This is a genomic window from Kitasatospora sp. NPDC056800 (genome assembly GCF_042789775.1).
Lineage (GTDB): Bacteria > Actinomycetota > Actinomycetes > Streptomycetales > Streptomycetaceae > Kitasatospora.
The window spans coordinates 1-11,283 of the sequence record NZ_JBHUAL010000265.1; the positions used below are offsets into that span (position 1 = coordinate 1).

The following is an 11,283-nucleotide window of genomic DNA, read 5'->3' on the forward strand; positions in this document are numbered from 1 at the left end:
CACCGTGACGTCCACCGGCCCCGGCCGCTGCCGCTGTCGGGTTCCGGGTGCCGGTTCGGCTCCGCTCAGCCGCTCAGCGCCGCCCGGAGCGCCGGTCGCCGCGGCCGCCGTCGCCGCCGGTCAGGCCCGCGCGGCGCAGCGCGTCCGCCATGGCGCTGTTGGCCGGCGCACCGCCGCCGGAGCCGCCGCGGTCACCGCCGCCGCCCTGACCGCCGCCGCGCCGGTCCTGGCCGCCGCGACCGCCCTGGCCCTGGCCGCCCTGGCCACCGCCCCGGCGCTCCTGGCGCGGCGGGCGGGCCTGGCGGTCACCGCGGTCGCCGCGGTCCCCGCCGCGCTCGCGCCCGACCTCGTCGTCCAGCCGCAGGGTCAGCCCGATCCGCTTGCGCGGCACGTCCACCGTGAGCACCCGGACCTTGACGATGTCGCCGGGCTTGACCACCTCGCGCGGGTCCTTGACGAAGTTCCTCGACAGCGCCGAGACGTGCACCAGCCCGTCCTGGTGGACGCCCACGTCCACGAAGGCCCCGAAGGCGGCGACATTGGTGACCACGCCCTCCAGCACCATGCCGACCTCCAGGTCGCCGATCTTGTCGACGCCCTCCTTGAAGGTCGCGGTGCGGAAGGCCGGGCGCGGGTCGCGGCCCGGCTTGTCCAGCTCGCCGAGGATGTCGGTGACGGTCGGCACGCCGAAGGTGTCGTCGGCGAAGTCCGCCGGGCGCAGCGCCCGCAGCCGCTCGCCGTTGCCGATCAGCTCGCGCAGCTCCCCGCCGGTCGCGGCCAGGATGCGGCGCACCACCGGGTAGGCCTCCGGGTGCACGCTGGAGGCGTCCAGCGGGTCCTCCCCGCCGGGGATGCGCAGGAAGCCCGCGCACTGCTCGAAGGCCTTGGGGCCCAGCCGGGAGACGTCCTTGAGCTGCCGGCGGGTGCGGAACGGGCCGTTGGCGTCGCGGTGCGCGACGATGTTGTCGGCCAGCGTGCCGGTGACCCCGGAGACCCGGGTGAGCAGCGGCGCCGAGGCGGTGTTGACGTCAACGCCGACGGCGTTGACGCAGTCCTCGACCACGGCGTCCAGCGAACGGGAGAGCTTCACCTCGCTCAGGTCGTGCTGGTACTGGCCGACGCCGATCGACTTGGGGTCGATCTTGACCAGCTCGGCCAGCGGGTCCTGGAGCCGGCGGGCGATCGAGACCGCGCCGCGGATCGACACGTCCAGGTCCGGCAGCTCCTGCGAGGCGAACGCGGAGGCCGAGTAGACCGAGGCGCCGGCCTCGCTGACCATCGCCTTGGTGAGCTTCAGCTCGGGGTGGCGCCCCAGCAGGTCCTCGGCGAGCTTGTCGGTCTCCCGGGAGGCGGTGCCATTGCCGATCGCGACCAGGTCGACGTCGTGCTTCTTCGCCAGGGCCGCCAGCGTCGCCAGGGCCGCGTCCCACTTGTTGGCGGGCTGGTGCGGGTAGATCGTGTCGTACGCGACGACCTTGCCGGTGGCGTCCACCACGGCGACCTTCACGCCGGTGCGGAAGCCCGGGTCCAGGCCCATGGTGGCGCGGGTGCCGGCCGGGGCGGCGAGCAGCAGGTCGCGCAGGTTCGCGGCGAAGACCCGCACCGCCTCCTCCTCGGCCTCGGCGCGCAGCCGGGCGCGCAGGTCGATGCCGAGCCGGACCAGCACGCGGGTGCGCCAGGCCCAGCGGACGGTGTCGCCCAGCCACTTGTCGGCCGGGCGGCCGCGGTCGGCGATGCCGAAGCGGGCGGCGATCCGCTGCTCGTAGTCGTTCTCGCCCGGAAGGTCGCCCTCGGACTCGCCGTCGTACGGGGAGAGGTCGAGGTCGAGCACCTCCTCCTTCTCGCCGCGCAGCATCGCCAGGATGCGGTGCGAGGGGAGCCGGGTGTACGGCTCGGCGAAGTCGAAGTAGTCGGCGAACTTGGCGCCGTCGCCCTCCTTGCCGTCGCGGACCTTCGCGACCAGCCGGCCGCGGGTCCACATCCGCTCGCGCAGCGAGCCGACCAGGTCGGCGTCCTCGCCGAAGCGCTCGACCAGGATCGCCCGGGCGCCCTCCAGGGCCGCGGCGCCGTCCGCCACCGACTCGTTGAGGTACTGGGCGGCCAGCGCGGCCGGGTCCTGCCCCGGGTCGGCCAGCAGGGTGTCCGCCAGCGGCTCCAGGCCGGCCTCGCGGGCGATCTGCGCCTTGGTGCGCCGCTTCGGCTTGAACGGAAGGTAGATGTCCTCCAGGCGGGCCTTGGAGTCCGCGGCGAGCACCCGGGCGCGCAGCGCGTCGTCCAGCTTGCCCTGGGCCTCGATCGACTCCAGCACGGCCGCCCGGCGGTCCTCCAGCTCGCGCAGGTAGCGCAGCCGTTCCTCCAGGGCACGCAGCTGGGCGTCGTCGAGGGAGCCGGTGACCTCCTTGCGGTAGCGGGCCACGAAGGGCACGGTCGAGCCGCCGTCGAGCAGATCGACGGCCGCCTTCACCTGCCCCTCGCGGACACCCAGCTCCTCGGCGATCTGCCGCTCGATCGCCTGCTGGGCCTGCCGGGCCACCTGTTCGACTGGCGTGGTCACGAAGCCGGTCACCTTCTCCATCAGTGCTTGCGCCGTACGCCCTGCATTCTGGCAGGTGCCGACGACACCGACCGGCCGCCCCCGGGACGGCCGGGCGTGGCGCGCGCCTCCGGCTGACGGCCCCGGGGCTCCACCGAGGCTTGAGCGGGGCCCAGTTGCGGCTTCCTAGGCTGGCGGGCATGGACACTCTGGATGCCGCCGCCGAGTTGGAGCGGCTCGCCGCCGCCAAGTACCTGCTGTTCACCACCTACCGGAGGAACGGCACTCCGGTCGCCACCCCGGTGTGGGTCGCGCGCGACGGGGACGCGCTGGTCTTCACCACCGTCACCAAGACCGGCAAGGTCAAGCGCCTGCGCAACCGTTCGGACGTGCTGGTCGGGCCCAGCGACATCCGCGGGAACCTGCTCGGCGCCCAGGTGCCGGCCACCGCGGTGCTGGACCCCGACCGGGCGCCCGCCTACCGGAAGCTGCTGCGGCGCAAGTACGGCCTGCTGTGCGCGGTGGCGCTGACCGCCAACGTGCTGCGCTTCGGCAAGGGCGGCACCATCGGGGTGCGGGTCACCTTCGGGTGACCGTCGGGGCCGTCGGGGCCGTCAGGGCTGTCAGGGCCGTCGCCGGGTGGCCGAAATCGCGCGTTCCGGTTCGAACGACCGTCGGAATGTGAGCAGTTCGGCAATCCGGCTGAACGGCGACGACCGGAGCTGTACGCTGCCGGGCATGTGCGCTGCCACCCGGATCCACCCCGACGGGCCGGTGGTCGACGCGGCCCTGGTGCGGCGGCTGATCGCCGCCCAGTTCCCGCAGTGGGAGCGCCTCCCGGTCACCCCCGCCGCCACCTCCGGGGCGGACAACGCGATGTTCCGCCTCGGGCCCGAACTCGCCGTCCGGCTGCCCCGGGTGGAGTGGGCCGCCGGGGGCCTACGGCGGGAGCAGCAGTGGCTCTCCCGGCTGGCCCCGCGGCTGCCGCTGCCCGTCCCGGCACCGCTCGCGGTCGGCCGGCCCGCCGCCGGCTACCCGTGGGAGTGGTCCGTACTGCACTGGCTGGACGGCGCCAACCCGGTCGTCCACGCCCTGGCCGCACCCCAGGCGCTGGCCCGCGACCTGGCCGGCTTCGTCAACGCCCTGCGCGCCGTCGACCCGGCCGACGCCCCCGTCTCCCAGCGCAGCGTCCCGCTCGCCTCCCGCGACGGCGCCACCCGCGCGGCCATCGCCCAGCTCTCCGGCTCGATCGACACCGACGCCGCGACCGCCCTGTGGGACAAGGCACTTCGACTGCCCGACTACGCCGGCCCGCCGGTCTGGCTGCACGGCGACCTCACCCCCGGCAACCTGCTGCTCACCGGCGCCGGCCGGCTCGCCGCCGTCATCGACTTCGCCCTGATGGGCGTCGGCGACCCGACCGCCGACCTGATCGCCGCCTGGAACCTGCTGCCCGCCACCGCCCGCCCCGCCTTCCGCGCCGCCCTCCACGCGGACGAGGCCATGTGGGCCCGCGGCCGCGCCTGGGCGTTCTCCCTCGCCCTGGTGACGATCCCGTACTACCGCCACACCGACCAGGCCCTGACCGCCAACGCCCGCCACGTCGTCCGCGAGGTCCTCGCCGACCGCGGCGTGTAGGGCAGGGCGGTGCCCGTCACCACTCCCGGGGCTCGACCATCTCCTCCACGTCCGCGTCCTCGAAGCCGTAGGCCGAGGCGATGATCCAGAAGGCCTCGGCGATGTCCTCCCGCGCCGCCGTCTCGATCTCGCTCCCCGCCGCCTTCAACTCCGTGTCCAGACGGTTGAACTCCTCCGCGGCGGCGTGGGAGAGCACGTACAGCGCCGGCAGGTCCGCCGGCCGCTCGGCCTCGATCCGCTCGCACAGCCGCACCAGGATGGCCCTGCCCTTGGCCACGAGGTGGTCGGGGAAGTACGGGTCCTCGGACATCTCCCGCAGGAACTCTTGCTCCGTCACCTGCTCGTTCGTGATCGCCATGACGCCCTTTCCGTCCCTCCGAAGAACCGACGTGCCGATCCTGCCCGACACCACTGACAGACCGCGGCGCCCGGGCCGGCCGCCGCCGCTCCCCCGGCCCGGCGGCGCTTGACGCGCTGGTTAGAGTGCCGCGCATGACCACACGTCACATCGAGTTCGAGGCCCTGCACAACTTCCGCGACCTGGGCGGCTACCCGGGCGCCGGCGGGCGGTCCGTCCGGTGGGGGCTGGTGTACCGCTCCGACTCGCTCGGCAAGCTCGGCTCCCCCGCCGACCTGGACCGGCTCCAGGCGCTCGGCGTGCGGACCGTGATCGACCTCCGCTACCCCTGGGAGATCGCCGCCAAGGGCCGGGTGCCCGGGTTCGAGGGCCTGGAGTACCACAACCTCTCGATCGAGCACCGCCCGTACGACCAGGCCGAGATCGACCCGGAGGTCGACCCCTGGCGCCACCTCGCCGACCGCTTCGCCGAGGTCGCCGAGGACGGGGTGAAGGAGATCCGCCAGGCGCTGGACGTGATCACGGCCGCCGAGGCCCCGGTGGTCTTCCACTGCGCCTCCGGCAAGGACCGCACCGGGCTGATCGCCGCCCTGCTGCTCACCCTGCTCGGCGTCGGCGAGGACGACATCGCCGCCGACTTCGCCCTCACCGAGCTCGCCACCGCGCACTTCGTCGCCGAGTGGCACGCCGCCCACCCCGGCCGCACCCTGCGCTGGCCCGGCTACGGGCGCGCCCCGGAGGCCGTCATCCGGCTCACCCTCGCCGACCTCGCCGACCGCCACGGCTCGGTCGGGGCCTACCTCACCGGCGCCCTCGGCATCGACCGCGCGCAGATCGACACCCTGCGCGCCCGCCTACTGACCGACTGAGCCCCGCCGCCCCGCACGGGAGGTCGGCCGGTCCGACGCCCCGTGCGCGGACGCCCCCGAAACGCCCTCGCCCGGCGGAGCGGCGCCTGGCAGCATGCCGCCATGCCCACGCCGAGCCCCGACCCGGACTACAGCGTCACCACCGGGTACGACCTGTCCGACGACGCCTACTTCCTCGAACTGCGGCTCAGGGCGGACCCGCGGGCCCTGGTCGCCGCGGTCGTCCCCGACGAGGACCCGGCGCAGGAGCCGATGATCAGCCTCGACCCGCGGGGGCGGGCCGTCGACATCCCGTACGAGGTGATGCGCTGGTTCCTGCGGCTGGTCGAGGAGGAGGTCGACGCCGTCCGCGCCTGGATGCGGCTGCGCCCCGAACTCGTCGCGCTCGTCCACCGGTTGCGCCAGGAGCACCGGGGCGTGATCGACGAGGCCGGATTCCCGGGCGTCCTGGCGGAGGTCCGCGCCGCCGTGCCGGAGGCCGACGTCGCCACCGTGCTCCGGGCCGTCTTCGGGGCGGAGGGCGAGCGGCTGCCCCGGGGGCCCGGGGTGCGATAACCCGGTGGCGGCCGGGGGTGGTTGCGAAGGAGGATGCCGGGCATGACCGAGCAACCCGTGCGATGGACCGAGGCGACCGTCTACCCCGACATGTGGGCCGACCCGGACGACGACCCCCGCAACAGTGAGGGCCCGAGCCCGGACGGCGAACTCGCCACCCTCCAGGACTACCTGACGAACTACCGGCTGACCCTGCGGATGAAGTGCGACGGCCTGGCCCCGGAGCAGCTGGCCCGCCGCTCGGTGCCGCCGTCCACGATGTCGCTGCTCGGCCTGGTCCGGCACCTGGCCCGGGTGGAACGGGACTGGCGGAACTGGATCACCGACGGCGAGCCGCTGCCCAAGCTGTACGGCGGGCGGGACGCGGACTTCGACGGGGCCGTCGGCGAGCAGGCCGTGGTGGACGCCGCGTTCCACGACCTGGAGCGCGAACAGGCCGCACTGGACGCCGCGTTGGCCGGGTACCAGGACCTGGGCGAGCGGGTCGGGAAGGACCGGCTCTCGATCCGGGAGCTGCAGGTGCACCGGATCGAGGAGTACGCCCGCCACTGCGGCCACGCCGACCTGCTGCGCGAGTGCGTGGACGGCCGGGTGGGCCAGTAGCGCCTCAGCGCCGGCGGCCGCTCCGACCGGGGCGGCCGCCGCCCTTGCCCGCACGGGGCCCGGCCCCGGCGCCCGCAGCGGGAGCCGGGGCGGTCTCGGGCCAGTGGGCGGGCCGGGTGAGGCCGGCCGGGAGGCGGGTGGTGGCGTCGCCGCGGGCGGCGTCGAGCTGGGCCTGGGTGAGGAAGAGGGCCGTGCTGAGGTCGGCGCCGGCCAGGGCGGCGTCCCGCAGGTCGGCGCCGACCAGGTCGGCGAGGCGCAGGTCCGCGCCGGAGAGGTCGGCCGCGACGAGCAGGGCGCCGCGCAGGTTGGCGCCCCGCAGGTCGGCGCCGCGCAGGCGGGCGCCGAAGAGGTCGGCGCCGCGGAGCTCGCGGCGGCGCGGGACGGCCGCGCGGACCAGTTCGCCGGCCCGCAGCAGCAGCTCACTGACCCGCTGCCGGTGGGCCGGGACGTCGATGGCGAGGATCTCCTCGGGGGTGCCGCCGGCCAGCCGGTCGGTCTCCGCCAGCGCCTGCCGCAGTTCGTCGTGGACGGGCTGGGCGGGGGCGAAGGTGAGCGCCTCGGTGAGGTACCGGAGCAGCTCGTGCAGCTGCCGCACGACCGGGAAGACGTCGAACATCGCCTTGGCGCTGTCCGGCTCCTCGCGCCAGCTGCGGCCGCCGAAGGTCACCTGGGAGACCCGCTGCCCGGCGCCGAAGCAGTCGTAGACGGTGCAGCCCTGGAAGCCCTTGTCGCGCAGCCGCACGTGGATGCCGCAGCTGAAGTCGGCCTGGAGGTTGTGGCAGGGGCTGCCGGCCTGCTTGTTCATGGCGAAGTCGGACCCGGCGGCGAACGGCAGAGCGACGCAGCAGAGCCCGAAGCAGCTGCCGCAGTCGGCCCGGAGCGCGGTCGGCTGCGGGGTCGGCGCGGCCGCCGTCTGGTCCTGCGGCGACTCGGTCTCGCGCACGTTCCGGGGTCCTTCCAGCAGCGGGGCGCCGGTCGGCGCGGTGAACCCCGGAATCCTACTGGGCAGACGACCCTCGGCGCCGGTAAGCTGCCCAGCGCAGTAGAGACCATTACACACGGGGGTGGATGCCATGCGGGAACCGGACATCAGGGAACTGGTCCGGATGTGGATCTCGGGCTGGGCCGTCTCGCGCGGCTCCGCCGAGCCGGTGGACCAGCCCTGGGGCTGGAGCATCGACGTCGGCGCGCCGGTCGGCGAGGTCGGCCGGCACGTGCTGCCGGAGCCGACCGAGGCCGAGGTCCGCAAGCTCGGCGAGACCGTCACCGCGCCGACCACCTGGCTGAAGCTGTTCGCCGAGGACGCCACCGTGCGCCCCTGGCTGGACGAACGGTGGCGGCTGGACGCGCCGGGCTTCCTGATGAGCGTCCCGCTCGTCCCCGAGCGGCCCGAGGCCCCGGCCGGGTACACCGTGACCATCTGGGAGCGGGGCGGGATCCTCCGGGCGCTGGTGCGCACCGGGGACGGGCACCTCGCCGCCCGCGGCCAGGCGGGCCTGGCCGGCCCCGTGGCCGTACCGGACCAGATCACCACCGCGCCGGAGCACCGCCGCCGGGGCCTGGGCGCCCTGGTGATGCGGACGCTCCAGTCCGCCGCGCACGAGCGGGGCGCGCGCACCGGCGTGCTGGTCGGCACCCCGGAGGGGCAGGCGCTCTACACGGCGCTCGGCTGGGCCACCCACGCCCCGATGGCGAGCCTGGTCCTCGACGCGCCGGGCGTCCACGACACCGAGTAGGCCGGGGCCCGTGGCGCCCGGGCACCGGGCGGCGGGCCTCAGCGGTACGGCAGCAGCTCCGGCCGCTTCGCCGGGCGGCCGTCGCCCGAGGAGCGGCCGGTGAGGCGGCGGCCGATCCACGGGCCGACGTGGGTGCCCAGCCAGCGGGCGTCCTCGCGCAGCCGCTCGGCGCGGCCGGCCGGGGCGGCGGCGGGCAGCGGGGCGCGCCAGTCGAAGGCGGCGGGGCGGCCGAGCGCCTCCAGCACGCCCTCGGCGACCCGGCGGTGCCCCTCGGGCGACAGGTGCAGGCGGTCCTCGGCCCACAGTCGGCGGTCGTCGAAGCAGGGCGCGGAGAACAGGTCGACCACGACGAAGCCGTCCTGCCGGCCCAGTTCCTGGACGAAGGCCTTCATCCGCAGGATCGCGGGCAGCAGCCGGGCGCCGCCCGCCATCCGGCGGGTCGGGTCGGTGCTGGTGAACAGCACGACGGTCGCGCCGGTGGCGCGCAGCCCGTCGGCGCAGCGGCCGAGCAGCCGCTCGACGGCGTCGATGTCGCAGCCGGGACGCAGCACGTCGTTGAGGCCGCCGGCCAGGGTGACCAGCTCGGCGCCCATCGCGGCGGCGGGGGCGAGCTGCTCGTCGTGGATCTGGCCGATGAGCTTGCCGCGGACGGCAAGGTTGGCGTACCGGAAGCCGGTGCCCGCGGACTCCGGCTCGGCGTGCTCGGCCTGCTCAGAGCGTTCGGCGCACTCAGAGCGTTCGGCGTGCTCCGCGTGCTCGGCGGCCAGTGCCGAGGCGACCCGGTCGGCCCAGCCCCGGTAGTGGCCGTCCGGCAGCAGGTCGTCGCACATGCCCTCGGTGAAGGAGTCGCCGACGGCGACGTAGCTGCGGTAGGGGGTGGGCACGGGCTGGCCTCCGCTCTCCCGGGATGACTCCGGCGGTTCGACGATCCGACGATCGTACGTGCGTGCCCGTCCGGAACCGCAGCGGGCCCCGGCGGCTCCGACGAACCCGGCGAACCCCGGTGAACCCCGACGGACCCCGGCGAACCTCGGCGCTCATCACACGCCGATCGTTCGTTTATCGGCCCGGGCCATCCTGAGCCCACGGGGCGGCGGTCGGCGACGGGGGCCTTGCCGCCGCCCCATTCAGGCCACCGTGCCCGCCGCAGGCACCGCGCCCACCGCGACGGTCAGCCCGTCACGGCCACCGCCTCCTCGCCCGCCTCCTCGCCCGCCTTCCGGGGCGTGAACCAGTGCTCGCGCACGGCGTCGGTCGGCCGCTGCTCGCCGAGGGCGGCCAGGCCCCACTCCCCCAGCGCCTCGACGACCGGCCGCAGTTCGCGGCCGCGTCCGGTCAGCTCGTAGACCGTCGCGTTGGCGGGCCGCTCCAGTCGGCGGCGGGCGATCAGTCCGTCGCCCTCCAGCTGCTTGAGCCGGGCGGCCAGGATGTCGGTGGAGACGCCGGGCAGGTCGGCGTGCAGGTCGGTGTAGCGGCGCGGGCCGCCGAGGAGCTCACGGACGATCAGGAGGCTCCAGCGCTCCCCCACCGCGTCCAGGGCGCGGGCGACGGCGCAGTACTGGTCGTAGCTTCGGCGTGACATGCGGATCAGCATAGCCAAGAGGTTGGACTTTCCAAGTACTCACTTGGTAGAACAAAGCTGAAGCAACGGAGCGGTGGTGACGGTCGGGAGGCCGCAGATGGAGTTTCGACAGTCCAGCAAGCTCAATGACGTGTGCTACGAGATCCGGGGCCCGGTGGTCGACCAGGCCAACGCCCTGGAGGAGGCCGGGCACAGCGTGCTGCGGCTGAACACCGGCAACCCCGCCCCCTTCGGCTTCGAGGCGCCCGAGGAGATCCTCCAGGACATCATCCGCAACCTGCCCAAGGCGCACGGCTACAGCGACTCGCGCGGCATCCTGCCCGCCCGTCGCGCGGTGGTGCAGTACTACCAGCAGCGCGGGGTCGAGGGCGTCACCGTCAACGACGTCTACCTCGGCAACGGCGTCTCCGAGCTGATCCAGATGGCCGTCACCGCGCTCGTGGACGACGGCGACGAGGTGCTCGTGCCGATGCCCGACTACCCGCTCTGGACGGCCGTGGTCCGGCTGGCCGGCGGCAAGGCCGTGCACTACCTGTGCGACGAACAGGCCGAGTGGTACCCGGACCTGGACGACATCGCCGCCAAGATCACCGCCCGCACCAAGGCGATCGTCGTCATCAACCCCAACAACCCCACCGGCGCGGTCTACCCGAAGGAACTGCTGGAGGGCATCCTCGACCTGGCCCGCCGCCACCACCTGATGGTGCTGGCCGACGAGATCTACGACAAGATCCTCTACGACGACACCGAGCACCACTGCCTGGCCGCCCTGGCCGACGACGTGCTCACCCTCACCTTCAACGGCCTCTCCAAGGCCTACCGGGTGGCCGGCTTCCGCAGCGGCTGGCTGGTCGTCTCCGGGCCCCGGCAGCACGCCACCGACTACCTGGAGGGCCTGACCATGCTCTCCGGCATGCGGCTGTGCCCCAACGTGCCCGCCCAGTACGCCGTGCAGGCCGCGCTCGGCGGCCACCAGTCCATCAACGACCTGGTGCTGCCCGGCGGCCGGCTCACCGAGCAGCGCGACATCGCGGTCAAGGCGCTCAACGAGATCCCCGGCGTCAGCTGCGTCAAGCCCAAGGGCGCGCTGTACGCCTTCGCCAGGCTGGACCCGGCGGTGCACCGGATCGTCGACGACGAGCGGTTCGTGCTGGACCTGCTGCTGCGCGAGAAGATCCACGTCGTCCAGGGCACCGGCTTCAACTGGCCCCGCCCGGACCACTTCCGCTTCGTCACCCTGCCCCGGGCCGACGACCTGGAGACGGCCATCAACCGGATCGGGCGCTTCCTCGCGACGTACCGGCAGAGCTGACCGCCTAGGGCCTGTCTTCAAACTCGCGTCTGCGGGGCGACGCCGGGGCACGCACCTCGCCGCGTTGTCGTCGGTCGCCAATGCTCCGCAGTGGCTC

Annotated in this window: 11 protein-coding genes and 1 pseudogene; 7 read left to right on the forward strand and 5 right to left on the reverse strand. The window is 74.4% G+C overall.

The window, feature by feature from the left end; genetic code table 11:
• Nucleotides 1–73 precede the first annotated feature (73 nt).
• A complete protein-coding gene (locus ACFRQN_RS37000) occupies nucleotides 74–2,554 on the reverse strand; it encodes a Tex family protein (protein WP_380744927.1) in 2,481 nt (826 codons plus the stop codon).
• A gap of 179 nt (nucleotides 2,555–2,733) precedes the next feature.
• Here ACFRQN_RS37000 and ACFRQN_RS37005 point away from each other — a divergent pair, with 179 nt between their 5' ends.
• Both ACFRQN_RS37005 and ACFRQN_RS37010 read left to right on the forward strand, forming a co-directional pair.
• A complete protein-coding gene (locus ACFRQN_RS37005; RefSeq protein WP_074002216.1) occupies nucleotides 2,734–3,126 on the forward strand; it encodes a PPOX class F420-dependent oxidoreductase in 393 nt (130 codons plus the stop codon).
• 145 nt (nucleotides 3,127–3,271) lie between these two features.
• Entirely contained in the window at nucleotides 3,272–4,171 is a 900-nt protein-coding gene (locus tag ACFRQN_RS37010) for an aminoglycoside phosphotransferase family protein (RefSeq protein ID WP_380744929.1), read from the forward strand.
• A gap of 16 nt (nucleotides 4,172–4,187) precedes the next feature.
• Here ACFRQN_RS37010 and ACFRQN_RS37015 read toward each other — a convergent pair whose 3' ends face one another.
• Nucleotides 4,188–4,529, reverse strand: coding sequence for a DUF5713 family protein (locus tag ACFRQN_RS37015; protein ID WP_049658165.1), 342 nt, complete (start codon nucleotides 4,527–4,529; stop codon nucleotides 4,188–4,190).
• Between the two features lie 134 nt (nucleotides 4,530–4,663).
• On the opposite strand from ACFRQN_RS37015, the gene ACFRQN_RS37020 reads away from it, so the two are divergent.
• The 3 genes from ACFRQN_RS37020 (at nucleotide 4,664) to ACFRQN_RS37030 (ending at nucleotide 6,556) form a co-directional block, all read left to right on the forward strand.
• A complete protein-coding gene (locus ACFRQN_RS37020) occupies nucleotides 4,664–5,398 on the forward strand; it encodes a tyrosine-protein phosphatase (RefSeq protein ID WP_380744931.1) in 735 nt (244 codons plus the stop codon).
• A 102-nt stretch (nucleotides 5,399–5,500) separates the two neighbouring features.
• Entirely contained in the window at nucleotides 5,501–5,953 is a 453-nt protein-coding gene (locus ACFRQN_RS37025) for a hypothetical protein (RefSeq protein WP_380744933.1), read from the forward strand.
• A 42-nt stretch (nucleotides 5,954–5,995) separates the two neighbouring features.
• A complete protein-coding gene (locus ACFRQN_RS37030; RefSeq protein ID WP_079272064.1) occupies nucleotides 5,996–6,556 on the forward strand; it encodes a DinB family protein in 561 nt (186 codons plus the stop codon).
• 4 nt (nucleotides 6,557–6,560) lie between these two features.
• Here the strand turns inward: ACFRQN_RS37030 and ACFRQN_RS37035 are convergent, their stop codons facing one another.
• Complete coding sequence (locus ACFRQN_RS37035) at nucleotides 6,561–7,499, reverse strand: pentapeptide repeat-containing protein (protein WP_380744935.1); 939 nt, start codon at nucleotides 7,497–7,499, stop codon at nucleotides 6,561–6,563.
• A gap of 130 nt (nucleotides 7,500–7,629) precedes the next feature.
• Here ACFRQN_RS37035 and ACFRQN_RS37040 point away from each other — a divergent pair, with 130 nt between their 5' ends.
• Entirely contained in the window at nucleotides 7,630–8,292 is a 663-nt protein-coding gene (locus ACFRQN_RS37040; protein ID WP_380744938.1) for a GNAT family N-acetyltransferase, read from the forward strand.
• 38 nt (nucleotides 8,293–8,330) lie between these two features.
• Here ACFRQN_RS37040 and ACFRQN_RS37045 read toward each other — a convergent pair whose 3' ends face one another.
• Together ACFRQN_RS37045 and ACFRQN_RS37050 are read right to left on the reverse strand one after the other, a co-directional pair.
• A complete protein-coding gene (locus tag ACFRQN_RS37045; protein WP_380744940.1) occupies nucleotides 8,331–9,176 on the reverse strand; it encodes an SGNH/GDSL hydrolase family protein in 846 nt (281 codons plus the stop codon).
• Nucleotides 9,177–9,520: 344 nt separating this feature from the next.
• Nucleotides 9,521–9,874: pseudogene (locus ACFRQN_RS37050) on the reverse strand (winged helix-turn-helix transcriptional regulator); the annotation flags it as partial.
• A 97-nt stretch (nucleotides 9,875–9,971) separates the two neighbouring features.
• On the opposite strand from ACFRQN_RS37050, the gene ACFRQN_RS37055 reads away from it, so the two are divergent.
• Entirely contained in the window at nucleotides 9,972–11,186 is a 1,215-nt protein-coding gene (locus ACFRQN_RS37055; protein ID WP_049652769.1) for a pyridoxal phosphate-dependent aminotransferase, read from the forward strand.
• Nucleotides 11,187–11,283 lie beyond the last annotated feature (97 nt).

Bases quoted from the DNA above. Each gene is read 5' to 3' on its own strand.
- ACFRQN_RS37040 (WP_380744938.1), top strand. From the start codon at position 7,630: ATGCGGGAACCGGACATCAGGGAACTGGTCCGGATGTGGATCTCGGGC.
- ACFRQN_RS37015 (WP_049658165.1), bottom strand. From the start codon at position 4,529: ATGGCGATCACGAACGAGCAGGTGACGGAGCAAGAGTTCCTGCGGGAG.
- ACFRQN_RS37005 (WP_074002216.1), top strand. From the start codon at position 2,734: ATGGACACTCTGGATGCCGCCGCCGAGTTGGAGCGGCTCGCCGCCGCC.
- ACFRQN_RS37010 (WP_380744929.1), top strand. From the start codon at position 3,272: ATGTGCGCTGCCACCCGGATCCACCCCGACGGGCCGGTGGTCGACGCG.
- ACFRQN_RS37030 (WP_079272064.1), top strand. From the start codon at position 5,996: ATGACCGAGCAACCCGTGCGATGGACCGAGGCGACCGTCTACCCCGAC.
- ACFRQN_RS37055 (WP_049652769.1), top strand. From the start codon at position 9,972: ATGGAGTTTCGACAGTCCAGCAAGCTCAATGACGTGTGCTACGAGATC.
- ACFRQN_RS37020 (WP_380744931.1), top strand. From the start codon at position 4,664: ATGACCACACGTCACATCGAGTTCGAGGCCCTGCACAACTTCCGCGAC.
- ACFRQN_RS37025 (WP_380744933.1), top strand. From the start codon at position 5,501: ATGCCCACGCCGAGCCCCGACCCGGACTACAGCGTCACCACCGGGTAC.